The organism is Methanobrevibacter sp., from assembly GCA_022775905.1.
In the GTDB taxonomy this organism is placed as follows: domain Archaea; phylum Methanobacteriota; class Methanobacteria; order Methanobacteriales; family Methanobacteriaceae; genus Methanocatella.
The window spans coordinates 18,910-44,890 of record JALFJX010000025.1; the positions used below are offsets into that span (position 1 = coordinate 18,910).

Annotated in this window: 45 protein-coding genes and 1 tRNA gene; 44 read left to right on the forward strand and 2 right to left on the reverse strand. The window is 32.8% G+C overall.

The genetic code is table 11. The annotated features are described in order from the left end of the window. Nucleotide 1 precedes the first annotated feature (1 nt). The 34 genes from rpl4p (at nucleotide 2) to MR875_07315 (ending at nucleotide 18,947) form a co-directional block, all read left to right on the forward strand. Complete coding sequence (rpl4p, locus tag MR875_07150) at nucleotides 2–766, forward strand: 50S ribosomal protein L4 (GenBank protein ID MCI6994611.1); 765 nt, start codon at nucleotides 2–4, stop codon at nucleotides 764–766. A 22-nt stretch (nucleotides 767–788) separates the two neighbouring features. Beyond that, the gene (locus tag MR875_07155; protein MCI6994612.1) at nucleotides 789–1,049 is read left to right on the forward strand and encodes a 50S ribosomal protein L23; all 261 of its coding nucleotides are present in this window, start codon (nucleotides 789–791) and stop codon (nucleotides 1,047–1,049) included. Nucleotides 1,050–1,061: 12 nt separating this feature from the next. Next, entirely contained in the window at nucleotides 1,062–1,787 is a 726-nt protein-coding gene (locus MR875_07160) for a 50S ribosomal protein L2 (protein ID MCI6994613.1), read from the forward strand. Nucleotides 1,788–1,802: 15 nt separating this feature from the next. Beyond that, a complete protein-coding gene (rpsS, locus tag MR875_07165; GenBank protein ID MCI6994614.1) occupies nucleotides 1,803–2,213 on the forward strand; it encodes a 30S ribosomal protein S19 in 411 nt (136 codons plus the stop codon). A gap of 12 nt (nucleotides 2,214–2,225) precedes the next feature. Then, nucleotides 2,226–2,690, forward strand: a complete 465-nt coding sequence (locus tag MR875_07170) for a 50S ribosomal protein L22 (protein MCI6994615.1) — start codon at nucleotides 2,226–2,228, stop codon at nucleotides 2,688–2,690. Beyond that, on the forward strand, nucleotides 2,690–3,442 hold the full coding sequence (locus tag MR875_07175; protein ID MCI6994616.1) for a 30S ribosomal protein S3: 753 nt from the start codon (nucleotides 2,690–2,692) through the stop codon (nucleotides 3,440–3,442). The genes MR875_07170 and MR875_07175 overlap by 1 nt, the downstream gene beginning before the upstream one ends. A gap of 13 nt (nucleotides 3,443–3,455) precedes the next feature. Continuing rightward, on the forward strand, nucleotides 3,456–3,662 hold the full coding sequence (gene rpmC / locus MR875_07180; GenBank protein MCI6994617.1) for a 50S ribosomal protein L29: 207 nt from the start codon (nucleotides 3,456–3,458) through the stop codon (nucleotides 3,660–3,662). Continuing rightward, a complete protein-coding gene (gene yciH, locus MR875_07185) occupies nucleotides 3,663–4,001 on the forward strand; it encodes a stress response translation initiation inhibitor YciH (protein ID MCI6994618.1) in 339 nt (112 codons plus the stop codon). It abuts the gene before it with no gap. 84 nt (nucleotides 4,002–4,085) lie between these two features. Beyond that, entirely contained in the window at nucleotides 4,086–4,364 is a 279-nt protein-coding gene (locus MR875_07190) for a ribonuclease P protein component 1 (protein MCI6994619.1), read from the forward strand. An 11-nt stretch (nucleotides 4,365–4,375) separates the two neighbouring features. Then, the gene (locus tag MR875_07195; protein MCI6994620.1) at nucleotides 4,376–4,693 is read left to right on the forward strand and encodes a 30S ribosomal protein S17; all 318 of its coding nucleotides are present in this window, start codon (nucleotides 4,376–4,378) and stop codon (nucleotides 4,691–4,693) included. A 5-nt stretch (nucleotides 4,694–4,698) separates the two neighbouring features. After that, the gene (locus MR875_07200; GenBank protein ID MCI6994621.1) at nucleotides 4,699–5,097 is read left to right on the forward strand and encodes a 50S ribosomal protein L14; all 399 of its coding nucleotides are present in this window, start codon (nucleotides 4,699–4,701) and stop codon (nucleotides 5,095–5,097) included. 8 nt (nucleotides 5,098–5,105) lie between these two features. Next, nucleotides 5,106–5,456, forward strand: coding sequence for a 50S ribosomal protein L24 (gene rplX, locus MR875_07205; protein ID MCI6994622.1), 351 nt, complete (start codon nucleotides 5,106–5,108; stop codon nucleotides 5,454–5,456). Between the two features lies 1 nt (nucleotide 5,457). Continuing rightward, nucleotides 5,458–6,186 (forward strand): 30S ribosomal protein S4e, encoded by a 729-nt coding sequence (locus tag MR875_07210; protein MCI6994623.1) that lies wholly within the window; start codon nucleotides 5,458–5,460, stop codon nucleotides 6,184–6,186. Continuing rightward, on the forward strand, nucleotides 6,183–6,695 hold the full coding sequence (locus MR875_07215) for a 50S ribosomal protein L5 (GenBank protein ID MCI6994624.1): 513 nt from the start codon (nucleotides 6,183–6,185) through the stop codon (nucleotides 6,693–6,695). Before MR875_07210 ends, MR875_07215 begins: the two co-directional genes overlap by 4 nt. A 1-nt stretch (nucleotide 6,696) precedes the next feature. Further along, on the forward strand, nucleotides 6,697–6,849 hold the full coding sequence (locus MR875_07220; GenBank protein MCI6994625.1) for a 30S ribosomal protein S14: 153 nt from the start codon (nucleotides 6,697–6,699) through the stop codon (nucleotides 6,847–6,849). A gap of 11 nt (nucleotides 6,850–6,860) precedes the next feature. Continuing rightward, nucleotides 6,861–7,253, forward strand: a complete 393-nt coding sequence (locus tag MR875_07225; protein MCI6994626.1) for a 30S ribosomal protein S8 — start codon at nucleotides 6,861–6,863, stop codon at nucleotides 7,251–7,253. Nucleotides 7,254–7,261: 8 nt separating this feature from the next. Next, nucleotides 7,262–7,798 (forward strand): 50S ribosomal protein L6, encoded by a 537-nt coding sequence (locus tag MR875_07230; GenBank protein ID MCI6994627.1) that lies wholly within the window; start codon nucleotides 7,262–7,264, stop codon nucleotides 7,796–7,798. 14 nt (nucleotides 7,799–7,812) lie between these two features. Further along, nucleotides 7,813–8,142 carry a 50S ribosomal protein L32e gene (locus MR875_07235; GenBank protein MCI6994628.1) on the forward strand — a complete coding sequence of 110 codons (330 nt, stop codon included), beginning with the start codon at nucleotides 7,813–7,815 and terminating at the stop codon, nucleotides 8,140–8,142. A 126-nt stretch (nucleotides 8,143–8,268) separates the two neighbouring features. Then, nucleotides 8,269–8,724 carry a 50S ribosomal protein L19e gene (locus MR875_07240; GenBank protein ID MCI6994629.1) on the forward strand — a complete coding sequence of 152 codons (456 nt, stop codon included), beginning with the start codon at nucleotides 8,269–8,271 and terminating at the stop codon, nucleotides 8,722–8,724. Between the two features lie 2 nt (nucleotides 8,725–8,726). Further along, nucleotides 8,727–9,308, forward strand: coding sequence for a 50S ribosomal protein L18 (locus MR875_07245; GenBank protein MCI6994630.1), 582 nt, complete (start codon nucleotides 8,727–8,729; stop codon nucleotides 9,306–9,308). A 2-nt stretch (nucleotides 9,309–9,310) separates the two neighbouring features. After that, complete coding sequence (gene rpsE, locus MR875_07250) at nucleotides 9,311–9,952, forward strand: 30S ribosomal protein S5 (protein MCI6994631.1); 642 nt, start codon at nucleotides 9,311–9,313, stop codon at nucleotides 9,950–9,952. Between the two features lie 11 nt (nucleotides 9,953–9,963). Further along, nucleotides 9,964–10,422: a 50S ribosomal protein L30 gene (locus MR875_07255; GenBank protein ID MCI6994632.1), complete on the forward strand. Its 459-nt coding sequence runs from the start codon at nucleotides 9,964–9,966 to the stop codon at nucleotides 10,420–10,422. 15 nt (nucleotides 10,423–10,437) lie between these two features. Continuing rightward, nucleotides 10,438–10,875, forward strand: a complete 438-nt coding sequence (locus MR875_07260) for a 50S ribosomal protein L15 (GenBank protein ID MCI6994633.1) — start codon at nucleotides 10,438–10,440, stop codon at nucleotides 10,873–10,875. 32 nt (nucleotides 10,876–10,907) lie between these two features. Further along, nucleotides 10,908–12,269, forward strand: coding sequence for a preprotein translocase subunit SecY (secY, locus tag MR875_07265; GenBank protein ID MCI6994634.1), 1,362 nt, complete (start codon nucleotides 10,908–10,910; stop codon nucleotides 12,267–12,269). Nucleotides 12,270–12,307: 38 nt separating this feature from the next. Further along, nucleotides 12,308–12,868: an adenylate kinase gene (locus MR875_07270; protein ID MCI6994635.1), complete on the forward strand. Its 561-nt coding sequence runs from the start codon at nucleotides 12,308–12,310 to the stop codon at nucleotides 12,866–12,868. A gap of 20 nt (nucleotides 12,869–12,888) precedes the next feature. Continuing rightward, the gene (locus tag MR875_07275; GenBank protein ID MCI6994636.1) at nucleotides 12,889–13,467 is read left to right on the forward strand and encodes an EMC3/TMCO1 family protein; all 579 of its coding nucleotides are present in this window, start codon (nucleotides 12,889–12,891) and stop codon (nucleotides 13,465–13,467) included. A gap of 115 nt (nucleotides 13,468–13,582) precedes the next feature. Next, nucleotides 13,583–13,849, forward strand: coding sequence for a 50S ribosomal protein L34e (locus MR875_07280; GenBank protein ID MCI6994637.1), 267 nt, complete (start codon nucleotides 13,583–13,585; stop codon nucleotides 13,847–13,849). Next, entirely contained in the window at nucleotides 13,849–14,370 is a 522-nt protein-coding gene (locus tag MR875_07285) for an AAA family ATPase (protein ID MCI6994638.1), read from the forward strand. The genes MR875_07280 and MR875_07285 overlap by 1 nt, the downstream gene beginning before the upstream one ends. After that, on the forward strand, nucleotides 14,371–14,592 hold the full coding sequence (locus MR875_07290) for a 50S ribosomal protein L14e (GenBank protein ID MCI6994639.1): 222 nt from the start codon (nucleotides 14,371–14,373) through the stop codon (nucleotides 14,590–14,592). It abuts the gene before it with no gap. Between the two features lie 78 nt (nucleotides 14,593–14,670). Continuing rightward, the gene (locus MR875_07295; protein MCI6994640.1) at nucleotides 14,671–15,636 is read left to right on the forward strand and encodes an RNA-guided pseudouridylation complex pseudouridine synthase subunit Cbf5; all 966 of its coding nucleotides are present in this window, start codon (nucleotides 14,671–14,673) and stop codon (nucleotides 15,634–15,636) included. 153 nt (nucleotides 15,637–15,789) lie between these two features. Beyond that, entirely contained in the window at nucleotides 15,790–16,446 is a 657-nt protein-coding gene (locus MR875_07300; protein ID MCI6994641.1) for a hypothetical protein, read from the forward strand. A 737-nt stretch (nucleotides 16,447–17,183) separates the two neighbouring features. Continuing rightward, complete coding sequence (locus MR875_07305; GenBank protein ID MCI6994642.1) at nucleotides 17,184–17,522, forward strand: hypothetical protein; 339 nt, start codon at nucleotides 17,184–17,186, stop codon at nucleotides 17,520–17,522. Between the two features lie 584 nt (nucleotides 17,523–18,106). After that, nucleotides 18,107–18,334: a hypothetical protein gene (locus MR875_07310; protein MCI6994643.1), complete on the forward strand. Its 228-nt coding sequence runs from the start codon at nucleotides 18,107–18,109 to the stop codon at nucleotides 18,332–18,334. Between the two features lie 88 nt (nucleotides 18,335–18,422). Beyond that, complete coding sequence (locus MR875_07315; protein ID MCI6994644.1) at nucleotides 18,423–18,947, forward strand: hypothetical protein; 525 nt, start codon at nucleotides 18,423–18,425, stop codon at nucleotides 18,945–18,947. 147 nt (nucleotides 18,948–19,094) lie between these two features. On the opposite strand, the gene MR875_07320 is transcribed toward MR875_07315, so the two are convergent. Both MR875_07320 and MR875_07325 read right to left on the reverse strand, forming a co-directional pair. Then, nucleotides 19,095–20,858, reverse strand: coding sequence for a DUF2207 domain-containing protein (locus tag MR875_07320; protein ID MCI6994645.1), 1,764 nt, complete (start codon nucleotides 20,856–20,858; stop codon nucleotides 19,095–19,097). Between the two features lie 15 nt (nucleotides 20,859–20,873). After that, a complete protein-coding gene (locus MR875_07325; GenBank protein ID MCI6994646.1) occupies nucleotides 20,874–21,431 on the reverse strand; it encodes a LemA family protein in 558 nt (185 codons plus the stop codon). A 214-nt stretch (nucleotides 21,432–21,645) separates the two neighbouring features. Between MR875_07325 and MR875_07330 the strand changes: the two genes are divergently transcribed. The 10 genes from MR875_07330 (at nucleotide 21,646) to MR875_07375 (ending at nucleotide 25,882) form a co-directional block, all read left to right on the forward strand. Continuing rightward, nucleotides 21,646–21,730: transfer RNA gene (locus MR875_07330), tRNA-Ser, on the forward strand. A 183-nt stretch (nucleotides 21,731–21,913) separates the two neighbouring features. Beyond that, complete coding sequence (locus tag MR875_07335; GenBank protein ID MCI6994647.1) at nucleotides 21,914–22,363, forward strand: 30S ribosomal protein S13; 450 nt, start codon at nucleotides 21,914–21,916, stop codon at nucleotides 22,361–22,363. A 63-nt stretch (nucleotides 22,364–22,426) separates the two neighbouring features. Then, nucleotides 22,427–22,966, forward strand: a complete 540-nt coding sequence (locus MR875_07340) for a 30S ribosomal protein S4 (GenBank protein ID MCI6994648.1) — start codon at nucleotides 22,427–22,429, stop codon at nucleotides 22,964–22,966. An 11-nt stretch (nucleotides 22,967–22,977) separates the two neighbouring features. Continuing rightward, entirely contained in the window at nucleotides 22,978–23,370 is a 393-nt protein-coding gene (locus MR875_07345; GenBank protein MCI6994649.1) for a 30S ribosomal protein S11, read from the forward strand. 15 nt (nucleotides 23,371–23,385) lie between these two features. Further along, a complete protein-coding gene (locus MR875_07350; GenBank protein ID MCI6994650.1) occupies nucleotides 23,386–24,189 on the forward strand; it encodes a DNA-directed RNA polymerase subunit D in 804 nt (267 codons plus the stop codon). After that, nucleotides 24,189–24,554: a 50S ribosomal protein L18e gene (locus MR875_07355; GenBank protein MCI6994651.1), complete on the forward strand. Its 366-nt coding sequence runs from the start codon at nucleotides 24,189–24,191 to the stop codon at nucleotides 24,552–24,554. The genes MR875_07350 and MR875_07355 overlap by 1 nt, the downstream gene beginning before the upstream one ends. A gap of 8 nt (nucleotides 24,555–24,562) precedes the next feature. Next, entirely contained in the window at nucleotides 24,563–24,985 is a 423-nt protein-coding gene (locus MR875_07360; GenBank protein ID MCI6994652.1) for a 50S ribosomal protein L13, read from the forward strand. Nucleotides 24,986–25,003: 18 nt separating this feature from the next. Then, on the forward strand, nucleotides 25,004–25,405 hold the full coding sequence (locus tag MR875_07365; GenBank protein ID MCI6994653.1) for a 30S ribosomal protein S9: 402 nt from the start codon (nucleotides 25,004–25,006) through the stop codon (nucleotides 25,403–25,405). 48 nt (nucleotides 25,406–25,453) lie between these two features. Next, nucleotides 25,454–25,624, forward strand: a complete 171-nt coding sequence (locus tag MR875_07370; GenBank protein MCI6994654.1) for a DNA-directed RNA polymerase subunit N — start codon at nucleotides 25,454–25,456, stop codon at nucleotides 25,622–25,624. 60 nt (nucleotides 25,625–25,684) lie between these two features. Then, nucleotides 25,685–25,882 (forward strand): DNA-directed RNA polymerase subunit K, encoded by a 198-nt coding sequence (locus MR875_07375; protein MCI6994655.1) that lies wholly within the window; start codon nucleotides 25,685–25,687, stop codon nucleotides 25,880–25,882. Nucleotides 25,883–25,981: the final 99 nt, after the last annotated feature.

A 25,981-nucleotide genomic window follows, 5' to 3' on the forward strand; every position in this document is an offset into this window, starting at 1 on the left:
CATGAAAGTTAACGTTTATTCTATTAATGGGGAAGTTAAAGAAGAAATCGAACTTCCAGCTATTTTTGATGAAGTATACAGACCAGATTTGATCAAAAGAGCTGTACTCTCCGCACAATCCGCTAGAGTACAACCTTGGGGTAACGATCCTATGGCGGGTAAAAGAACATCTGCTAAAGGATGGGGTTCCGGTAGAGGAACTGCTAGAGTACCTAGGATTAAAAACGGTTCTAAAGCAGCATTCGTACCAATGGCAATTGGTGGTAGACAAGCACATCCTACTAGAGCTGAGAAAAATCATCATGAAAAAATCAACATAAAAGAAAGAAGACTTGCAATCAGATCTGCTGTTGCAGCAACTACTAATAAAGATATTGTTGAAAACAGAGGTCACAAAGTTGCAGATTTAGAACAAGTTCCTATTATTGTTGAAGATGAAATCGAAGCTGTAAAAACTGCTAAACAAACTCGTGAAATTTTCCAAAACTTAGGTGTTTACGATGATGTCGTACGTGCTAAAGAAGGAAAAAGAATCAGAGCTGGTAGAGGTAAAACTAGAGGAAGAAAATACAAAAAAGTAAAAGGACCTCTTGTAGTTGTTGGTGAAGATAAAGGTATCCATTTAGGTGCAAGAAACCACGCTGGTGTAGACGTAGTGGTTGTTGAAAACTTAAATGCTGAATTATTAGCACCAGGTACCCATGCAGGAAGACTTACCATTTACACTAAATCAGCAGTTGAAAAATTAGGAGGTTTATTCCAATAATTTGGAAAAATAGGTGATTATTATGAATGCATACTCAATTATTATTAAACCTCATGTTACTGAAAAAACCATGAACTTAATTGATCAAAATAACGAAATTACTTTTGTCGTAAATCGTGAAGCTAACAAAGGTCAAATCAAAAGAGCTTTCGAAGCTTTATACGAAGAAAAAGTAGCTAAAGTTAATACTCACATTACTACTAAAGGTGTAAAAGTAGCATACATCAAACTTGTTGAAGAAGAAATGGCAGAAGAACTTGCTGTCAGAATAGGTGTATTCTAAGGAGGAATTTGAATGGGAAAACGATTAATACATCAAAGAAGAGGAAGAGGAACTCCTGCACACCGTGTTGCTTCTCATCGTTTCAAAGATAAAATTAGATACAGATCTTACGATGCATTAGAAAAAGAAGGTAGCCTCAAAGGTAAAGTCATTGACATTTTACATGACCCAGCAAGAACCGCTCCTATTGCAGAAGTAAAATTCGAAAATGGTGAAAAGAAATATATCTTAGCACCTGAAAGCATTCAAATTGATGATGAAATTGAATGTGGTATTTCTGCTCCTATCAAATTTGGTAACACTTTACCACTTGCTGAAATTCCTGAAGGTACTCCAATCTATGATATTGAAAACACTCCTGGTGACGGAGGACGTTTTGTAAGATCTTCTGGAACTTACGCTTCTGTAGTTACTCATGACGCAAACCAAGCTGTTGTTGAATTACCATCTGGTGAATTAAAATACTTAAACCCTAAATGCCGTGCAAGTATCGGTGTTGTTGCTGGTGGAGGTAGAAAAGATAAACCATTCCTTAAAGCTGGTAAAAGATGGCATGCTTATAAAGCTAAAGGTAAGAAATTCATGACTGTTAGAGGAGTAGCAATGAATGCTGTAGACCACCCTCACGGGGGAGGTAACAGACAACATCCTGGTCGTCCAACTACTGTTTCAAGACATGCACCACCAGGAAGAAAAGTTGGTTCAATTGCAGCTAAGAGAACAGGTTTAAAAAGATAGATAGAGGGTGTTTCATTGGCAAGAAAAATATTTAAATATAAAGGTTATACTCTTGAAGAGCTTCAAAAATTGTCTTTAGAAGAAGTAATGGAATTATTCCCTGCAAGACAAAGAAGATCTTTAAAAAGAGGATTCTTACCAAGACAACAAATTGTTTTGGATAAAATGAGAAAATTAAATAAAGAAGGAACTAAAGATGGTCGTCCTGTTGTTATTAGGACCCATTGCAGAGACATGATTGTTATACCTGAAATGGTTGGAACCACTTTCGGTATTTATGATGGTCAAAATTTTGTTGAAGTCACAATTGCACCAGAAATGATTGGTCATTACTTTGGTGAATACGCACCAACAAGAAAAAGAGTTCAACACGGAGACCCAGGTATGGGTGCTACCAGATCATCCATGTTTGTACCACTTAAATAAGGAGATTAAAACATGGCTAACAAATATGCTTATAATAAAGAAGTTGATGAAGCAAAAACTGCACGTGCTATGGCAAGATCTCTTAAGATTTCTCCAAAACACTGTGTTGAAATTTGCAGCGCAATCAGAGGAATGGAAGTAGGTAAAGCAAAAGCTTACTTAGCAGATGTTATTGAAATGAAAAAAGCAGTTCCTTTCAAAAGACACAACAAAAAAGTTGGTCACAGAAAAGGACTCAAAGGTTGGGCATCCGGTAGATACCCTGTAAAAGCTGCTGAACAAGTTTTAAAAGTTTTAGAAAATGCAGAAGCTAACGCAGAGTACAAAGGTATGGACACTGAAAAATTAGTCATTGAACATATCTCCAGCCACAAAGGTGTTGTAATTCCTGGATATATCCCAAGAGCATTCGGTAGAATGACTCCATTCAACACACCTACTACTCATATTCAAATTGTATTGCAGGAGGCTAACTAATGATAGAAAAAGATTTTGTCACAGAGGGCCTTAGAAGAACCAGAATTGACGAATACTTAGAAAAAGAACTTGAAAGAGCTGGATACGGGGGTATGGAAGTTCAAATTACTCCTTTAGGAACCATGGTTGTTGTTTACGCAGAAAGACCTGGTATGGTTATTGGTAGAGGAGGAAAAAATGTTAGAGCTATTACCAACACTCTTAAAACTGAATTCGGATTAGACAATCCTCAAATTGAAGTTAAAGAAGTTGAAGTTCCTGAACTTAACCCTAAAATCATGGCTTACAAAATATCCAATATGTTACAAAGAGGTATGCACTTCAGAAGAGTTGCTTACTCAACCATTCGTAGAATTATGGGTGCAGGAGCTCAAGGTGTAGAAGTAACTATTTCTGGTAAAATTAGAGGTTCTAGATCTGCTGTAGCTAAATTCGTTGAAGGATACATCAAAAAATGTGGTGAACCTTCAATCAGATTAGTTGAAGAAGGTTTTGCTACCGCTCAATTAAAACCTGGTGTTTTAGGTATTTATGTAAGAATCATGCCTCCAGAAACTGTATTACCTGATTCCGTTGAAATTCTTCCTCCTAAAATGATTATCGAAGAAGATGGTGAAGTTGTCGAAGAAGAAATCGATGTTGAAACTGAAGAAGTCATTGAAGAAGAAATCATTGAAGAAGTTGAAGATCTCGACGAATTAGAAGAAGTTGTCGAAGAAGAATCTACTGAAGAAGTAGAGGATGAATCTTAAACGAGTTGGAACAATGGCGATTTTAAGAAGTAAAGAAATTTGGGACATGGAAGTTGATGAGATTCAAGAAAAATTAGTTGAACTCAGAGCTGAATTATCCAAAAACATTTCTAAAAGTGCAGCTGCTGGGGTAAATGAAAACCCTGGAAAAATCAGAGAATTAAAAAGAACTATTGCTCGTGTTCTTACAATAATGAACGAAAAACAAAGGGAGAATTAAATGTCAAAAATTTGTGATGTATGTGGGCTTCCTGAAGAACTTTGTGTTTGTGAAGAAATTGCACGTGAAGTTCAATCTTTAAAAGTTTTTACTGTTAGAAGAAGATTTGGAAAACTCATGACTATTATCGAAGGTATAGATGAACATGACATCGATATCAGAGAACTCACAAAAACCCTTAAAGCAAAATGTGCTTGTGGTGGAACCGCTAAAAACGGTCAAATAGAACTCCAAGGTGATCATAAAGTTAAGGTCAAAAAAGTTTTATCTGACTTGGGTTTTTCATCTGATACTATTGAGATTCGTGAATCTAAAAAGAATAATAAGAAAAGAAGATAATTCATCTATTCGATATGTTTTTCAATTAAATTATTGTGATTCTGCATAATTTATTGTAAATGTTATATTAAGAGATGACTGAATATGATTACTTCAAATAATTTAGTGCATCATGAATTTATTGGATTAAAAGTTCATGCTGTTAATCCGAAGAATCCTTCTCTTAATTTAAAAGGAACAGTTATTGATGAGACAAAAAATACCATTAATATTGAAGAAGAGGATAACAGCGAAAAAATGATTCCTAAAAATGGAACATTTTTCGTGTTTGAACTTCCTAACGGGGAAAAAGTTGAAATTGATGGTAATATTTTGTCTATTCGTCCTGAAGATAGAATAAAAAAAAGATTTAAAAAAATATAAATGGTGATAATATGGTTGGGCTTAACGTTCAAGAACCAGAAACTACATGTAATGATCCTAACTGCCCTTTTCACGGAACTTTAGCTGTAAGAGGTCAAGTTCTCGAAGGAATCGTAGTAAGTAACAAAGCAGAAAGGACTATTACTGTTGAACGTAGTTACTATAAATTCATTAAAAAATATGAAAGATACGAAAAAAGGAAATCTAAAATCAATGTTCACAAACCTGATTGCTTACATGTGAATGTTGGTGATTCTGTAAAAGTTGCAGAATGTAGACCATTAAGTAAAACTAAACATTTTGTTTTAGTTGAAGTTAAAGGAGAGTAAATATTATGAAACCATTAACCTCAAGCGTAACTAAAGCATTACCAATTGGAGCAACTCTCCAATGTGTTGACAATACTGGTGCTCGTGAAATCGAAATCATTTCCGTAAAAGGATTCAAAGGTGTAAGAAGAAGACTCGACGTTGCTGGTGTTGGAGACTTAGTTGTTGCTTCTGTTAAAAAAGGAACTGCTGACATGAGAAGAGAAGTTGTCAACGCAGTTGTAGTTAGACAAAAAAAGGAATATAGACGTGCTGATGGTCTTCGTGTTAAATTTGAAGATAATGCTGCTGTTATTATTACTCCAGAAGGAATTTTAAAAGGATCTGAAATTAGAGGTCCTGTTGCTAAAGAAGCAGCTGACAGATGGCCTAGTGTAGGTAGTGCGGCTAATATTTTAGTATAGGTGAAAAAATGTCAATTCAACCAAGAAAACAAAGAAAAGCTCGTTATACTGCTCCTGCTCACTCACGTGGTAAATACTTAAGTGCTTCTGTAAGTAAAGATTTAAGGGAAAAAGTCGGTAAAAAATCTTTACCTGTTAAAACAGGAGACAAAGTTAGAGTTGTCCGTGGAGACTTTAAAGGACATGAAGGAGAAGTTCTCACTGTAGATTACACTTCTTACAAAGTTACTATTGAAGAAGTTACTTTATCCAAACCTGATGGAACTGCTACTTTCCTTCCAGTTGATCCATCTAACTTAGTAATTATTGATGCAGATTTAGACGACGATAGAAGAATTAAAAATAAAGGAGATAATTAATATGGCTAAAATGGGATCTAGAAAACATCTTAAAAGATACAAAGCACCTAAATCTTGGCCTATTCATCCTAAAGAAGATACTTGGACTGTAAAACCTTCCGCAGGTTCTCACTCCATTAGCAAATCTATTCCATTAACTTTAGTTATTAGAGATGTTTTAAAATTAGCTGACAATGCTAGAGAAGCAAAAAGAATCATCAACTCTGGTAACGTTTCTGTAAATGGAATTGTTGTTAAAGATTATAAATTCCCAGTAGGATTTATGGATGTTCTTGACATTCCTAAAACTGAGGAATCTTATAGAGTTCTTTTAGATAGAAAAGGAAGATTACAATTAAAATTAATCGAAGACGCAAGTGCTAAATTATCCAAAATTGTTAATAAAACCACTATTAAAGGTGGAAAAACTCAATTAAACCTTCATGATGGTAAAAACGTTATCATTGAAGAAGATGCTTACTCTGTTGGAGATGTAATTTGTTTAAAAGTACCTGAACAAGAAATTGTTGAAGTATATCCTTTACAAGAAGGAGCTACTATCCTTGTTACTGGTGGTAAACACACTGGTGAATTAGGTACTGTATCTGAAATCATCGAAAACAAATCTACTAACCCTAACACTATTATTATTAAAAATAGTGCTAATGATGAATTCTTAACTTTAAAAGAATATGCATTTGTAGTTGGTACTGATGCACCTGTAATCGATTTATTGGAGGTTAATCAATGAACCCAATGAACGAAGTACGTATCGAAAAAGCTACTGTAAGTATTGGTGTAGGAGAAGCAGGTGAAAAATTATCCCGTGCTATTTCTCTCTTAGAAAGTATGTTCGATCAAACTCCTGTTAAAACTTTTTCCAAAGTTACTAACCCAGAATGGGGAATTAGGAAAAAACAACCTATCGCATGTAAATTAACTTTACGTGGAGATAAAGCAGATAAAGCTATTGATATGGTATTAGAAGGAATTAGTAGAAATATTAAACCTACTCAATTTGATGCACAAGGAAACCTTTCTTTTGGTATTAAAGAACATATTGATATTCCTGGTATGAGATATAACCCAGATATTGGTATTTTCGGTATGAACGTTTCTGTTACTTTTGAAAAACCTGGTTACAGAATTTCTAAAAGAAAAATCCAACAAAAGAAAGTTCCTCAAAAACATAGAATTTCTAAAGAAGAAACTATGAAATTTATGGAAGAAAATTTCAAAGTAAATTACGTAACTGAATAAGGTGATAATTTTGCCAAGAAAATACGGAAAAGCTGCTAAAAAATGTAGTCGTTGTGGAGATCACTCCGCTATGATTAGTAGATACGGATTAAATTTATGCAGACAATGTTTTAGGGAAATTGCTCCTAAAATTGGATTTAAAAAATATAATTAGAGGTAATTACTATGAGTCTTATGGATCCTCTCGCTGATGCTTTAACTAACATTAGAAATAACGAATTACAAGTAAATGGTTCTTGTGTTATTTCTCCTGCTTCCAAATTAATTGGACAAGTTTTAAGCACAATGCAAAAAGAGAATTATATTGGTAATTTTGAATATGTTGATGACAATAGGGCAGGTAAATTCACTGTTGAATTAATCGGTAACATTAACAAATGTGGTGTTATCAAACCTCGTCATGCTGTTAAGAAAGATGAATTTGAAAAATTTGAAAAAAGATATTTGCCAGCAAAAAACTTTGGTATTTTAATCGTAACCACTCCTCAAGGAATTATGACTCACAATGAGGCTAAAGAAAGAGGAATCGGTGGACGTTTGTTGGCTTACATGTATTAGGTGATAATATGGTAGTAGCTGCAGCTATAAGGGAAGAAATTGCAATCCCTGAAGGCGTTGAAGTTATAATTAATAATAACGAGGTCTCTGTAAAAGGACCTAATGGAGAAGATTCCAGAAAATTTACATATCCTAATGTAAGTATTAAAGAAGAAGAAGATGTTGTTGTTTTAGAAACAACATTTCCTAAAAAGAAAGATAAAGCAATGATTGGAACTACAAGAGCACACATTAACAATATGATTATTGGTGTTACTGATGGTTTTACTTACCATATGAAAATCGTATTTGCTCACTTTCCAATGACTGTAAAAGTTCAAAAAGATACTGTAGTAATTGACAACTTCCTCGGGGAAAGACACCCAAGAACTGCTAAAATCGTAGGTTCTTCTAAAGTAGCAGTTAAAGGTGATGCGGTAACAGTTACAGGTATTAATAAGGAACATGTTGGTCAAACTATGGCTAACTTAGAACAAGCAACTAAAATTAAAGGAAGAGATCCTAGAGTATTCCAAGATGGAATATACTTAATTAGCAAAGAATAAATTTGGTGATTTAAATGGCTAATAAAAGATTTAAAAGACAAGAATATGCTCGTTATAAAAAACTTGGAATCAAATGGAGACGCCCTAGAGGTAAAACCAGTAAAATGAGAAGATATGAAGCTGGTAAACCTGATATGCCAGCAATTGGTTACAGAACCCCTAGAGCTATTAGGGATTTACACCCTTCAGGATTCAAAGATGTTCTTGTTCACAATATGCAAGAATTAGAAGACTTAGACCCAGCTACTGAAGCTGCAAGAATAAGTGCTTCTATCGGGAAAAGGAAAAAAGATTTAATGCTCGCAAAAGCATTAGAACTTGGTATTAAAGTTTTAAATAAATAAATCATAATTATAAGTCAATCAATTCCGGGGTTTTATGAATTGATATGACTATTAAATTATTAAATTAAAAAAAGGGAATTTAGATAAAATATCTAAATCAGCTATGCTGTATGGAGGATTATATATATGAATCTTACAACTCAAAAAAGATTAGCTGCTAGCATCCTCAAAGTAGGACTTAATCGTGTATGGATTGACCCAGAAAGATTAGAAGAAGTTTCTATGGCGATCACTAGGGAAGGTGTAAAGCAGTTAATTAATGATGGAGCTATTAAAGCTAAACCTCAAAAAGGTATTAGTAGCTACAGATCTAAAAAAATTAAAGAACAAAAAGCAAAAGGAAAAAGAAAAGGTAGAGGTAGTATTAAAGGAGCTAAAAAAGCACGTACTCCTAAGAAAAAAGCTTGGATGACTACCATCAGAGCTTTAAGGAAAGATCTTAAAGAAATGCGTGAAGAAGAAGTAATTGATGTTACTACCTACCGTAAATTATACAAAATGGCTAAGGGTGGCGCATTCAGAAGTAAATCTTACATGAGAAACTATGCCCGTGACCATGATTTAATTAAAGGAGATGAGTAAACATGGCACATGGAACTAACTATAAAGTAGCTTTCAGAAGAAGAAGAGAAGGTAAAACTGATTACGCAGCAAGAATGAAATTAGTTAACTACGACAAAGCTCGTTTAGTTGTTAGAGTTTCTAACTCTCATGCTACTGTTCAAGTTATCAATTACGCTCCTGAAGGAGATTTAACTGTTGCTTCAGCTGTAAGTAAACAATTAGCAAAATACGGTTACTTAGGACACACTGGAAACATTACTGCATTCTATTTAACCGCTTATCTCTGTGCTAAAAGAGCTTTAGCTCAAGGTGTTGAAAATGCAATTTTAGACATTGGTTTAAAATCCCCAATTAAAGGATCCAAAATCTTCGCAGCTCTCCAAGGTGCTGTTGATGCAGGTTTAGAAGTCCCTCATGGTGATTTCATCTTCCCAGATGAAGACCGTATTAATGGAGGACACATTGCTGCATATGCAGAATCCTTAGATGCAGAAGAAGTTGCTAAAAAATTCTCAAAGTATTTCGAAAGAGGTCTCGATCCTAAAGATTTACCTGCAAACTTTGAAGAAACTATTAAAAATATTGATGAGGCAGAGGAATAAGTATGAGTTTTAATATTGATGAATGGGAACCTAAAACTAAATTAGGTACCTTAGTTAAAGATGGAACCATTACTGATATCGATGAAATCTTCGAAAAAGGTCTCCCTATTATGGAATTAGAAATTGTCGATGCATTAATTCCTGATTTAGAAGAAGAAGTAATGGATGTTAACTTAGTTCAAAGGATGCACAAATCTGGTAGAAAAGTTAATTTCAGAGTAATTGTTGCTGTAGGTAACAAAAATGGTTACGTAGGATTAGGCCAAGGTAAAGCTAAAGAGGTTGGTCCTGCTATTAGAAAAGCTGTAGACAACGCTAAATACAATCTTATTAAAGTAAGAAGAGGTTGTGGAGATTGGGGTTGTGTATGTGGAAGAGAACACACAGTACCATTCAAAGTACAAGGTAAAACCAGTAGTGTAAGTGTAAACTTAATCCCTGCACCTGCAGGAGTAGGTTTAGTAATTGGTGATGTTGGTAAAACTATCTTAAAACTTGCTGGTATTCATGATGTATGGTCTCAATCTTTCGGACAAACTCAAACTACTGTAAACTTCGCTAATGCAGTATTTGCTGCTTTAAAAGAATTAAGTAATGTAAAAGCAAGTCAAGAAGACCTCAAAAAAATGGGCGTTAACTACTAAATGGTGATTATATGTTTTTAGTTATTAGAGTTAGAGGAACTACTGGTGTTATCCAAAATATTGCTGACACCTTAGATATGTTAAGACTTAACAGAATCAGCCACGCAGTACTCGTTGATGAAAACCCTAGTTACGAAGGTATGCTTCAAAAAGCTAAGGATTACATCACCTGGGGTGAAGTTGATGCAGATTGTTTAGCTGCTATCATCGCTAAAAGAGGTAGACTCCCAGGTAATGTAAAAGTTACTGACGAATACGTTGCTGAAAATACTGATTACAAAGACATCGCAGATTTAGCTAAAGCAGTTGTTGAAGCTAAAGTTAAATTAGCTGATGTAGGAATCAAACCTGTATTCCGTTTACACCCTCCTAGAAAAGGATACGAAGACATTCGTTTATCCGTACAAGAAGGCGGATCCTTAGGTTACAGGGGAGAAAATATTAAAGATCTCGCAAAGAAAATGCTTTAAATCAGGTGTATATTTATGATTAGAACAAAACGTAAAATTAACAAACAAAGAGGTTCTAGATCCAACGGTGGAGGCTGTACCAAAAAACGTAGAGGTGCAGGTAACAAAGGTGGTAAAGGTAAAGCAGGTATGGGTAAACAACACTGGACCTGGACTGTAATCCACGATCGTGACCACTTTGGTAAACACGGTTTCAAAAGACCTCAAAAAATGATTAATAAAGTCAATGCTGTTAATTTAAACTACTTAGAAGAACAAGCTGATAAATTACTCGCAAGCGGTAAAGCATCTCAAGATGGTGGTGCTATTGTAATTGATGTAACTGAATTAGGTTACGACAAAGTTTTAGGTAAAGGTAAAATTACCAAAACTTTCAAAATTTCAGCTCCTCAATTTTCAGCATCTGCTGTTGAAAAAATTGAAGAATTAGGAGGAGAAGCTATAGAATTATAGCTTTTTTCTCTTTTTATTATTAGAGGAAAAAAATGTCCGCACTAGAATTTTTAGAGCCTGTCTTTAAAGTTATCCCTGAAGTTAAATCTCCTGTTCACAGAGAAGACTTCAATGAAAAACTCAAATGGACTGCTCTTGTTTTAGTTTTATATTTTATATTAACTCAAATTCCGTTATATGGGTTAGCTCCTGGAGCTATTGATTCATTTGCTCAGTTAAGAGCAGTTATGGCAGGAAGTTTCGGTTCTATTCTTACTTTAGGTATTGGTCCGATTGTTACTGCATCTATTGTTTTACAATTATTAGTTGGTTCAAATCTTTTGGATTTAGATTTGTCTTCTCATAAGGATAAATCACATTTCCAAGCTACTCAAAAGATTCTTTCCATTGTTTTTACAGTATTCGAAGCAAGTGTTTTGGTATTAACTGGTAACTTAGTTCCTATGGATGGTTCTTATACCTTGATATTAATTGCTCAACTTGTTGTTGGTGCATTAGTAATTATTTACCTTGATGAAGTTGTTTCAAAATGGGGATTCGGTAGTGGTATTGGTTTATTCATTGCAGCTGGTGTATGTCAAGCTATTATTGTAGGTACATTCAGTATCTTAAATGGTTCTGACGGATTGTTAGCAGGTATTATTCCTAAATTTATCCAACTAGCTTCTGCTGGTACTTTTGACTTTTCAATATTGATTCCATTAATTGCAACCATTATTGTATTCTTAGTTGTATTGTATGGTGAATCAATGAAAGTGGAAATCCCTATTTCTCATGGTCAAGTTAAAGGTCACGGTAGAATTAGAGGATCTGTTGGTAAATATCCATTAAAATTTGTTTACTCAAGTAATATGCCTGTAATTTTAACAAGTGCATTACTTGTAAATGTTACTTTATTTGCAAATGTTTTCCAAAAAATTGGTGTTCCAATTTTAGGACATCTTCAAAATGGTAAAGCTGTTGATGGTATTGCTTGGTTATTGTCCACACCTAACTTAACCATGTTTATTACAGAACCTATTCACGTTCTTGTATATGCAGTATTCTTCATTGCATGTTGTATGTTATTCTCATACTTATGGGTAGAAATCAGCGGATTAAATGCTAAAAAGATTTCTGAGCAACTTCATAAATCTGGTATTCAAATACCTGGATTCAGAAGTAGTAAACGTCAATTATATAAAATTTTGAAAAAATATATTCCTGCACTTACCATTATCAGTGGTATTTATGTAGGTCTTATTGCTTTCCTTGCAGATTTAACTGGTGCTTTAGGTGGAGGTACTGGTGTATTGCTTACTGTAGGTATTCTCCATAAACTTTATGAAGAAATGGCTCAAGAGCAACTTATGTCCGCAAATCCTGTTTTAAGGAAAGTTTTAGGAGGAGATTAATTTCTCCTTTTTTTCTTTTAACAATATGGGGGATTAAAATGAAATTAGTAGTATTAACCGGTATTCCTGGTTCTGGAAGTACAACTTTACTTAATAAAGCTTTAGAAAAAGTTGAATATGTTCACTTAAATTATGGGGACATAATGACTGAAATTGCTATTAAGGAAAATATTGTTGAAGATAGAGATTCTTTAAGAAAATTACCAGCTGAAACACAAAAAGAAATTCAAGCTAAAGCAGCTAAAGAAATTAAACAAAGATCTGAAAATGATAATGTTATTGTAGATACTCATTGTACTATTAACACACCTGCAGGATTTTTACCAGGTCTCCCAATTTGGGTTTTAGAACAATTACAACCAGATCTTTTTATTTTAATTGAAGCTAACGCTGATGAAATCATTTACAGAAGATTAAATGATGAAACTCGTCAAAGAGATGTTCAAAAAGCTAAAGAAATTCAATTACATCAAGAAATGAACAGAGCAACTTCTATGGCTTATGCAACTTTAACAGGTGCTACTGTTAAAATCGTAGAAAACCATGATAATCATTTAGATTCATCTGTTTCAAAATTAGTTGATGTTTTAAATTTATAAATTATTAATAGAGGTATATTATGTTTGATATTATGGGAATGGTTTACGGTGTTTTAAACGCTATTTTCAATCCGATTCTTGCTATGGATCCAAATCCAAGCAATCCAGCTTTAACTGTATTGATTATTGCATTCATTGTATCTTTAATTACAACTGTTGCTAATAAGTATTTGGTTGATCAAGATGCATTAAATGAAAAACAATTAAAAATGAAAGAGTTCAATAAAGAACTTAGAGATGCTCAAAAAAGAGGAGACGGTAAAAAACTTGCTGAACTCCAAGCTAGACAAACTGAAATCATGAAAGAAAATACTGCAATGATGTCAGAACAATTCAAACCAATGATTGTTACTTTTGTCCCAATTATTTTAATATTCTTTTGGATGAGAGCATCTGCAATTAATGATTTAGTAGTAATATTACCAACTACTGTTTATTGGGTTACTTTAACTCCACTTTGGCATGTTGTAGGTAGTATTTTCTATGGTGGTGAAGCTACCATTCCATATGGAATTGGTTGGTTGTTATGGTATATGATTTGTACTTTTGGCATGAGTCAAATATTAAGAAAATTCCTAGGATTCAAACAAGGGTTCTAAATAACCCTAAAAACTATACCTTTATAAATAATGAGTAATAGATATATAAATATTCTATTTTGAATACGCTATTACACAATTATTCAAATTATTAAAAATTATTATAGGTGATTAAATGCCTGCTAATAGGTTCAGATCAAGATCATATAAAAGAGTTCATAAAAACACTCCTGGTGGAGAAAATGTTTTAAGATACAAAAAGAAAAAACCATCTAAGCATGTTTGTGCTGAATGTGGTGCAGTATTACATGGTGTTCCTCGTGGACGTCCATATGAAATTGGAAAATTATCAAAAACCGCTAAAAGACCTAGCCGTCCATACGGTGGGTACTTATGTTCAGCTTGTGCTCGTAAACTTTTCAAAAACGAGGCTAGAAAATAATGATAATTACAATCGGCGGGTTAGCTGGAACTGGAACAACAACACTTGCCCAAGTGTTAAGTGAAAAATTGAATGTTCCTTATATTTCTGCAGGTTTTATCTTTAGAGAAATGGCTGCTGAGAGGGGAATGAGTGTTCTTGAATTCAGTGAATTTGCTGAAGGTAATGATGAAATAGATAAGGAAATTGATAAGCGTCAAGCTGAAAAAGCTAAGTCTACAGATAATTTGATTCTTGAAGGAAGATTGTCTGCATTTTTTGTTGATAATGCTGATTTGAGAATTTGTTTAATGACTCCATTTGATGTTAGATCCAAAAGGATTGCTGAAAGAGAGAACAAATCTGTTGATGTAGCTAAAAGCGAAATTATTATTCGTGAAGAAAGCGAAGTTTTAAGATACAAAGAAATCCATAATATTGATATCAGTAATATGGAAATCTATGATTTAATTATAAATACTGATAGCTTTGATCCAGAAAGCATATCAGAAATCATTACAACAACATTAAAGGTGATATAAATGGCATCAATCGAAGTAGGTAGAGTATGTGTTAAAACTGCTGGTAGAGAAGCAGGCGAAAAATGCGCAATCGTTGAAATTATCGATGAAAACTTTGTAGAAGTAATTGGTGAAGCTGTAAAAAACAGAAGATGTAACATCGCTCACTTAGAACCAACTGCAGATTCTATCGATGTTTCTGGTGATGCAGAATCTATCAAAGCAGCTTTAGCTGGCTTATAAATTTAAATGAATAATTTAATTTATTCATATCTTTTTTTATTTAACTATTTTTTTATTTAATATTCAAGGGTTTATTTTATGAAGTTCAATATGGTAGTCAAGTCTAAAAGTTTTACTTCTCCTGAGTTTGGATGTAAACCGGAGGAAAGAGAAATTTCTGAATATATTTCTAAAGGAGTTATTAATTTAGATAAGCCATCTGGTCCAACTTCTCATGAAATTGATTCTTGGGTTAAAAGAATTTTACCGTTGGAAAAATCAGGACATGGTGGAACATTAGATCCTAAAGTAACTGGAATTTTACCTGTTGGTTTGGATGATGCAACCAGAGCGATTCAATTATTATTGACTGCTCCTAAGGAATATGTATGTTTATTAACATTCCATCAAGATGTGCCTGAAGATAGAATTCGTGAAGTGTTTGCTGAATTCACTGGTAAAATTTATCAACTTCCACCTGTAAAATCTGCTGTAAAACGTGAATTAAGAACACGTAATGTGTATTATGCTACCATTTATGAAATTGATGGTCGTGATGTTTTATTCAGAATAGGTTGTGAAGCTGGAACTTATGTTAGAACTTACTGCCATAATATTGGTGAAGCTTTGGGTGTTGGAGCACATATGGCTGAACTTAGAAGGACACAGGTAGGTTCATTCAATGAAAAAAATAATTTGGTTACATTACAGGATGTAACTGATGCATATCATTTCTATATTGAAGATGGGGATGATTCATTCTTGCGTCAAGCAATTATGCCAATGGAAAGGGCTGCGGACTATCTACCAAAAATCATTGTTAAGGATTCTGCAGTTGATGCAATTTGTCATGGTGCTGATTTGGCATGTGGTGGAATTGCAGAACTTGCTGATAATATTCAAAAGAATGATATTGTGGCAATATTTACACTTAAAGGTGAATTAGTTGGTGCAGGTCGTTCTTTATTAACTTCAAATGAAATTTTAGAATCTGACTCAGGTTTTGCAGTTAATGTTTCTAAAGTATTGATGAAGCCAGATACTTATCCAAGATTCTGGAAATAATTTTCTTGTATTTTTGACCCAAGTGGTTAAAATACTAATGTTTAAATTAAATAAAGAGGTAATATTTCTTTTGTGAATATTATTTTATGTTGATTGTTATATTTTATATATGAGGTTTGTTATTTTGATTAGAAAAATAGGTTTATTTTGTGTTTGATTTTAATATTTGTTTCAGTTAATTCAATTCAAGCAGCTGATATTAATGCGACTGATTCATCTATAAGTCCTATTGATAATAATTCTATTCAAAGTGATGTTAATTCTCATTTAAATACATCACTTGATGATTCTTTAAATGAAACTATCAAAAATAAAACACAGTTAACATCACCAACAACTAGTACTTATTATAAAGGGTCTTATCATATAACTCTAAAAGATTCAAATAATACTGTTTTAGGAAATAAAACTGTTACTTTGAGGATAAATAATATTAATTATACTGCTATAACTGACAGTAACGGTGTTGCTAATTTCAATTTAAAACTCAATCCTGGAAATTATAAATCAACTATTGTTTTTACTGGTGATGATACATATGAATCTTGTAATTTAACTTCTAATTTTAAAGTATTGTCTACAATAAAGGCTAGCAATATATCAAAATATTATAAAGGAAGTAAAAAGTATAGTGCAACCTTCTTTAAGAGTGATGGGAACTATTTGGCAAATAGATATGTTAAAATTACTGTTAATGGAAAATCATATTCTGTTAAAACTAGCAGTAAAGGTTTTGTAAGTATATCTGTAAATCTAAAGCCAGGTACCTACAAAATTGTTTCTTCAGATCCAATCACAGGTATAAGTTAACAACAACATTTAAAATTTTATCAACAATAAGTTCAAGTAATCTCAATAAGGTTGCAGGAGATAACAAGAAATTTACAGCAAAATTCTTTAAAAGCAATGGGAAAGTTTTAGCTAAAAAATATGTTAAAATTAAAATTAACAGTAAGACTTATAAAATTAAAACAAATTCCTATGGTAATGTGATTTATATTTAAAAAAACTTAAAGCAGGTACATATAAGATTGTTTCCTATAATAATGACGGTTTGTCAAAAAAGTCATAGTTAAAATTTTTAAAAGGAAAGCATCTACAAAATTAACTTCTAGCTTTTACACATTCCGTTCAAATGATACTAAAGAAGTTAAGATTAAATTATCCACTAGTTTAAACGATGATTCTAATTCAGGAAAAATAATTAAAATCAAAATTAATGGAATAACCTATTCTAAAAAGACTAATAGCGAAGGTATTGTGAATTTCAAGTTACCTTCGCTGGAAAAAGGCATTTACAAAGTGGAATATAGTTATGGTGGAAATTATTATTTTGTTTATATTTTAATTATTTTTATATCTTTGTTTTAATATATTTGTAAGAATAATATTACAAGTATAACTTATATGTAATTGATTGTATATTTATTCATATGAGTTATAATTGTTGAGGGGTATCGGAAGATTGTGCTTTTGCCTAAATTAATATTTTATACTCCCATTATAATTGATTATTATAATGTTATTGACTGTAAAGGGAGGTGAAAATGATTAAACACAAGTTAATTGGACGCAAAATGTTGTTATTCACACTTTTCATAATGGTTTTACTTGGAACAATATCTATTGTTAGCGCTAGTGATTCAATTGCAGATAATTCTTCTGATGATAGTGTTGAGCCTTTAATTTCAGATTCTATTGATGAGGATAATGTTGTTGGGGATGAATCTGATGATTCTAATGCAATATCAAATGATGATGCTTTGGAGGCATCTTCTGATAGTAGTCCTTTCATTCCAGATAGTCCTGGACATTATAATCATACATATGATTTAGAACCTTTCATGAAGATGTATCAAATATTCTCTCACATTTTGAATCCGTAAGTGGGGGTGTTACTACTGAAGGTGGTGGTTCTGATGAATTCCATGTATATTGGGCTCCTGAATATGTAACTGAAGGCCAAACATTCCATATTGTTGTTGATGTTAAAGATAGATTATTTTCTAGTGTAAAAATTTCAATTCCATCTATTGGGATAAAAAATCTAAATTTAGATAAATATTCTGATGGACATTATTTTACTTACACTGTTGATGGTAGTAAAGTTACTCCTGTTGTTAAAGATGATACTATTGATATTAATCCTCAAGGAGCAAGTCATGTTTACGTAGAGGGGTTTTATATTTATAAAGAAAATAATATTACTTTAAGTATTAACTCTTCTTTAATTAAAATTGGAAACTCTGTTAAATTAACTCTTACTGTTAAGGATCTTACAGACAATATTCCTATAACTTCAGGAACAGTAGAATATTATCTTTCTAACGGTACAAAAATTGGAAGCAGTGCTCCTGACGGATCATTTGTATATACTCCTAGCAAAACTGGAAATTACACTTTCTATGCGAAATATATTCCTGATGAAAATTCAAATATTTATCTTGAATGCACTTCAAACAATGTTGATTTGGAAGTAGTTCCTTTGAATACTGTTGTCAGTGCTGATAAAGTGGTAAATAAGACTAATTCAATTATGGATATTCCGGTTTCTGTTGTGGGTGAGTTTGGTGTTTCTGTTGCTAATGGTACTGTGAAATCTACTATTGATGGTACTGGTATTCTGCTACTGTTAATGATGGTAAAGTCATATTTAAGGATGTTAGGTTACTGGGGAAGTAGGTACTTTCAATTATGATGTTGATTATGTTGGAAATGATTATTATCTGGATTCTGTAGGTACTTTAATCATTGAAACTATTGAAATCCTTCTTGCAATAGTGGTTTTGAATACTACAACTACAAGTAAGAATGTCTCTGGTCATGAGGGTGATAAAGTAAATATTACAGCAGATATTGTGGATGAGGAGAGTAACCCGGTTCAGAATGGTACTGCTACATTAACTCTCAACGGTAACAATTATACTGTTGAAGTTAAAAATGGTAAAGCAGTATTTACTGATGTCGTTTTACCTTCTGAAAATACAACAGCTGTAATTAAATATGCTGGAAATGATAATTATAATCCATCTTCAACTACAATTAATGTTACTATTATCGCTGATCCTGAACCAAGTCCAGAACCTATTCCTGATCCTGAACCAATTCCTGTTGATCCAACTCCAGGACCAAGTCCTAATCCTAATCCTAATCCTGGACCAGATAACAATGAATCTAATTCAGTAAATGGTGGTTCTGATGAAAATGGCTCTGTAGAGAATAACATGCATAATACAGGTAATCCAATCTTTGCTATATTATTGGTATTGCTTGTTTTAGTTTCAAATGTCTCTTTAAGATGTAGAAAATAAACACTTGGAAGATTTTATCTTCCATTTTCTTTTTTTAGCATATATTTATTAATTTAAAATAAGACTATTTTTCCTAATTTATATTATATTAATAGTGATTGGTAATTTTTTAAGGGTATTTTAAAAAAGAGAAAAGAAATGGAAAAGCTAGAAAGCTCCTCCACCTCCACCACCGGATCCTCCTCCACCACTACCGAATCCGCCTGAGTCAGATGGATTTGCTGAACTTGCACCGGTTGCAAATGCAGTGTTCATCATTCCATATCCTCCATAATAATGATACATGAATATGTCATCATCATAGTCGGATATGTTTGGTACTTGCAGTTTCATGGATTCGTAAACCTTGTCTGCTACTCCAAGAGCCGCACCATAAATTAAGTACTTCTTCCAAACAACTATTGATTCTGGAGGGTGTTCTTTAATTAAACTGTTGTCCTTCAAGAACTTCTTCAAGTTTTCCCATTTGAGATAGTAGACTCTACCCTCTTCTGTCCATCTTCCAAAAATATCTGCTGGTGTCATCATCAATGCCACGGAAAATATTGCTAGAATTACACCTGCAATCATACAATAAAATCCATTTCTCAGTTCTGTTATGAATCCTAGTACTGTTATTGCAATTCCAAAGATGATTCCAAGGGCTCCAATAATGTTAATCATTGTAGTACCTTTGTCCTCAAAGTATCTTGAAACATCCATCTGATTTTCAACGCTGTCTTCCCAGTCACCAACTTTTTCCATAAACCATTTTCCGTTGATTTCAGAGGATAATTGACCATTTAATGTTGAAAGATTTAAAATGTTGTTTGTAGCAAAGTGTTGCAATGTATCAAAAATGATTTTTTCACTTTCACTTAATCCTTCATTGCTGTTAAATGTTAATATCAAATCTTTTGTTTCAGTATCGATGTCTTCCTGCACATTCAACTTAAGGGCTTTTTTCTCTATGAGATTCATAATCGAAGCTTCAAAACCTTTCATATTAGGTTTTCCAATGCTCATTTTATTTTCAATAAATGCATTAACCACTTCTGGTGGATCATTTGTCGGTAAGTCTCTTTCATATATTCCCTCATAATTTACCTTAGGTTCCCTACCATATCTAAGATATGTGTAGATTGCACCTATCGGGCTTAAAATGGATAATAATCCTAAGACTAAATAAGTGTTGTTCCAAAAGTTACGTCCATTGATGCTGTCTTCCAAGTTTTTCATTATCATGTCACGACCATCTTGGTTGACATGCTTTGCGTTTGGAGCATTTGTGAAATCATCAACTGGCATTAGGACAAGAACTTCATAATATTCTCCTTTCGGGATATATGAACTTTCAGTTGTGATTGTATCTCCTTTTAATGATGAAGTGTCGTTATAGTCTTGTGGATTTAAATAGTATTCATTTCCACTATCTCCTGGTAAATGGATTGTTGATTGCAAATTATTGACTGGAACATCCCATTCTTCACCCCATAGTTTGTATTGAAGTCCACCAACATCATTAAAGAGGGTCACTACTCCTTTCATATCATACATGATTGTAACAGTTACATCACAATCTTTTATGCCTTTTGTATGTGCTTCATCGGAATATAAATAAATTTTCAAGTGTTTATATCCATCATCATCGCTTACTTCATACTCGGCATATGCACCGTCTGTATAAATTTCAATATTATCAATACTTTCTCCGGATTTCAGAGGTATATCTCTGTATACTCCATTAAAAGCACCATCAAATGAATAATCGTACTGTTCTTCTACATGTAGTAGGCCATTATTTTCAACCGTCAAGTCTATAATTGCTTGATCTATTAAATAACTTCTATCGTCATCTGCTGACACGAATGTTACTGTTGAAAATAATAATAAAAAAAGTAAGATTATGACAAATGTTTTTTTAACATTCATAATAATCCCTCACATCTAAAATTCTACTTTAGGAACTGCCCTTTCCGCTTCAGGAGCTTGGAAATATTCTTCTGCTTTAAAACCAAATGCTTTTGCAAGCCAGCTGCTTGGGAATTGTTGACATGCATTATTGTATTTTAATACAACATCATTATAGAATTGTCTTGAATAAGCAATTTTATCTTCGGTTTCACTTAATTCACTTTGTAATTGTTGGAAATTACTGTTAGCTTTTAAATCAGGGTAATTTTCAGCAACAGCGAAAAGTGATTTTAATGCGCCGGTTAATTGGTTATCTGCAGCACTTGTCTCTTCGACGGATGAAGCATTCATAACTCCTGCTCTTGCTTTTGTTACTTCTTCAAGAACGCCTTTTTCATGAGCAGCATAACCTTTAACTGTTTCAACAAGATTTGGTATTAAGTCGTTTCTTCTCTTAAGTTGGACATCAATCTGTGCATAACTGTTTTTAACACGGTTTCTAAGTCCAACAAGGTTATTGTACATGTGTATTAAAGTAACTATAATAAATATAACTACTATTATAATTACTATTGTTTGTAGTAAATCCATGATATCACTAATCTTTAATATTATTTATAGAGAATATAAACCTTGTTTTTTTTTTTAAGTTTATTAATGAGAACAATCTAATTATTAGTATAAGTAATATATTTTTGGAAAACACTACTTTTAATCAATACCTTTATATAGTTGAATGTAGATATATTATTTTATCATATTATTCTAGACAATATGATTTGCAAGTATTTGCTAACTATTTTATGCCGAGATAGTCTAGCCTGGTAAGGCGCGAGACTGGAAATCTCGTGGGCGTTCAGCCCTCCTGGGTTCAAATCCCAGTCTCGGCGTTTATTAGTTTTTAACTATATTTTTTTAACTTTATAAAATACTTGTTAGACTGATATTTTTGCACTCTTAGTTATTTTAGTAACTAAGTTTATAACTGTTGAAAGAACTGTGTTTTGTTAATCAAAACATTCGAATCTATTACTTACGTCTCGTAGATTCGCTCTATAAATGGAGGTTATAAGATGGAAGACGATTTTAAGCATTTAGTGCGTATTTCAAGAAAGGACGTAAATGGTAACAAAACCATTGAACAAGCTTTAACTGAAATTAAAGGTGTAGGAATCTCTTTATCTAAAACTATGTGCCGTATTTTGGACTTAGATTTAGATGCTAAAATTGGATACATCGCTGACGAAGATGTTTTAAGAATTGAAGAAATTTTAGAAAACCCTCAAAAATTTGACATTCCTAGATGGATGTTAAACCGTAGGGAAGACTATGAAACTGGTGATGACATTCACTTAATTGAATCTGATCTTGATATGACTTTAAGAGATGATTTAAACAGAATGAAAAAGACCAGAAGTTACAAAGGTAGAAGACACGAAGTTGGTTTACCTGTTAGAGGTCAAAGAACCAAATCTACTTTCAGAAAAAGTTCTTCAGTTGGTGTAAAACGTTCACGCGGATAGACATAGAACTTTTTTTTAAGAAATTTAATATTTTAAATTCAATTTTATAAAGGAGATGTTTTAATGGGACAACCTAGAAAATCAAGGAAAAAGTATAATACACCACCACATCCTTGGAATGCGGAAAGAATTAAAAATGAAAATAAATTAATGACTAAATACGGTTTAAAAAATAAAAAAGAAATTTGGAAAGCTGATACTTTAGTCAGAAGATACAGTAGAGAAGCAAGATACTTACTCGGTTTTGCTACTGATCAAATGCAAGAAGAAAAATTAGAATTATTAGGACACTTAGCTAGAACTGGTGTTTTGCCTGAAGGCGCTGCTCTTGAAGAAATCTTAGACTTAAATGTAGAAGATATTTTAAGAAGAAGATTACAAACTATTGTTTACAATAAAGGTTTAGCTCGTACTCCTAAAGAAGCAAGAATGTTTGTTGTACACGGACACATAGCTTTAAATGGTAAAAAAATCAACTCACCAAGTTATGTAGTTTTAAAAGGTCAAGAAGATGATATCGGATTCTACCGTTCTTCACCTGTAGCTAAACAAATTGAAGAGTACAACAATGGTAAAACTGATAAAGTTAATACTGAGGAATAGAGGGTGTAATTATGGCAAAAGATGAAAAATGGGGTATAGCTAATATTTACTCATCATTCAATAACACTATTATTACTGTAACAGACATTACTGGTGCTGAAACTATTTCCCAATGGTCTGGTGGAAAAGTTGTACGTGCAGACAGACAACAAGCTTCACCTTTCGCAGCTATGGCTGCTGCAACTAGAATTGCTGATGATGCAAAAGAAAAAGGATTCGTTGGTTTACATATCAAAGTAAGAGCTCCTGGTGGAAACGGACCTAGAAGTCCGGGTCCTGGTGCACAAGCTACTATCCGTGCTTTAGCAAGAGCTGGAATTAAAATAGGAAAAATAGAAGATATTACTCCAATTCCTCACGATGGTACTGGAAGACCTGGTGGTAAAAGAGGAAGAAGAGTTTAGATGGATGGGTTTAATATGGAGATAGAAGTTAAAAGTCAAAAGGATGATGAAATTGTATTCATCATTCGTGATGCAGAAGTACCTTTTGTTAATGCAATTAGAAGATGTGCTATGGTAAATGTACCAAAAATAGCTATCGAAGATGTAAATATTATTAGAAATGATTCCGCTATGTTTAATGAGGTGCTTGCTCATAGACTTGGTTTAACTCCTTTAGTTTCTGATCTTGATGCTCTTGAAGGATTATCATTACCTGAAGATGATGATTGGGAAGAGTTCACTAATGGAATCATGTTCACTTTAAAGGAAGAAGGACCTAAAGTAGTTTATTCAAAGGATTTAATATCTTCAGACTCAAAAATTAAACCAGTATACGATACCATTCCTTTAGTAAAACTTAAAGAAAACGAAGAACTCAATATTGAAGCTGTTGCAAAAGTAGGATACGGAAAAGAACATGCAAAATGGATGCCAACCACTGTTTGTGCTTACAAACAATATCCTGAAATCACTTTCAATGATGATTTGGAAATTGATTATGACTGTGCATCTGCATGTCCTAGAGGTGTTTTAAAATCTGACAAAAGGTCTAAAAAGATTAAGATTTTGGACATTGAAAACTGTGCTATGTGTAAAAGCTGTGTTAGAGCTTCAACTAACGGATACATTAACGTAGGGTATCGTGAAAATGATTTCATATTTAGAATAGAAACTGATGGATCAATGCCTCCTAAAGAAGTTTTATTAAAAGCTTGTGAAGTATTAGGTGAAAAAGCAGATAAGTTTATCAGATTTAGTGAAGAAGGAGGAAGTAAATAATGGCTAAAAAGATTATAAAAACTAATCCTAACCTTATTGAACTTATTAATAAACTTTATGAACAATCAAGAAGTGAAGATGTAGCTATCTGGAAAGATGTTGCACAAAGGCTTGAAAGGTCTAATAGAAGAACCGCTGAAGTAAATTTGTCTGATATTGCAAGACATGCTGAAGCTGGTGAAACTATTTTAGTACCAGGTAAAGTTTTATCAAATGGTAATTTAACAGAAAAAGTAGATGTTGTAGCATTAAAATTCTCAGCAAAAGCACAAGAAAAAATCGAAAGTGCTGGTGGAGAATGCATCGCTATTGACGAAATAATCGAATCTAATCCTAAAGGATCAAACATTAGGATTATGGAATAGGTGTTATTATGATTATTGATGGAGAAGGCTGCATTTTAGGAAGATTAGCTAGTGTAACTAGTAAAAATCTTTTAGAAGGCGAAGAAGTAATTATTATTAATGCTGAAAAAATTATGTTAACTGGTAATAGGGATTGGGCTTATGCTAAATACAAACAAAGAGTTGACAGGGCAAGTATTTCTAACCCTCGTGACTTAGGTCCTAAATATCCTAGAAGACCAGATGATATATTTAGAAGAACTGTAAGAGGAATGTTACCTTTCAAAAAATCTAAAGGTAAAACTGCATTCAAAGGTTTAAAAGCATTTGTTGGCGTACCTGCTGAATATGCTGATGCAGAACTCACTTCAGTTCCTGAAGCAGAATACAAAAACATTAAAAAAGGTATCGAGTTAGGAGAAATCTCCAAACTTTTAGGAGCTACCTTTTAGATAGATGGATGTGTAATTATGGTTAAAGTTATTCATACTAGTGGAAAACGTAAAACAGCTATCGCAAGAGGTACTGTTCGTGAAGGAACTGGTAAAGTTAGAATTAACAGAGTTCCTTTAGAACTTTATTCTCCTGAGCTTGCTAACTTAAAATTACAAGAACCATTAACCTTAGCTGGCGACTTAGCTAATGAAGTGGATATCAATATCCATGTTATTGGTGGAGGAGTAATGGGTCAAGCTGAAGCTGCACGTATGGTTATTGCAAAAGGACTTGTTCAATGGTCACAAGATATGGATTTAAAAGAAAAATTCACTCAATACGACAGAACTATGTTAGTTGGTGACCCAAGACGTTCCGAACCTAAAAAATACGGTGGTCCTGGTGCAAGAGCTCGTAAACAAAAAAGTTACAGATAATTCCTTCTGTACTTTTATATTTTATTTAAATTAAAAAAGATGATGTAAATGATTCCTATTAGATGTTTAAGTTGTGGAAAACCTGTATCAGCATACTTTGATGAATATAACAAAAGAGTAGCTGCTGGTGAAAAGTCTAAAGATGTTTTAGATGATTTAGGTTTAACTAGATATTGTTGTAGAAGAATGTTAATTTCCCACGTGGAAACTTGGGAATAATTTTACATACGTAGGGATATTTTTTAATAAAAATATAATCTTGGTAAAATATATGCCTAAATGGAAGTAATATTCATGGATGTTGAAAAAAAATTAACAAGGTTTGAAAGGGCTAGACTTCTCGGAGCAAGAGCAATTCAAATATCAATGGGTGCTAAACCTTTAGTAGAAATTAAAGATTCTTTAGATCCTATAGATATTGCTTACGAAGAACTCAAAGCTGGAGTTTTACCATTAGATGTTATTAGATATGAATAAATAGTTTTTCTATTTATTCCTAATATTTATTTAAAAAAAATAAAAAATACCAATATAACTCTATAAATAGACTTACTGATTTTTTCGGAGTATAGGTTA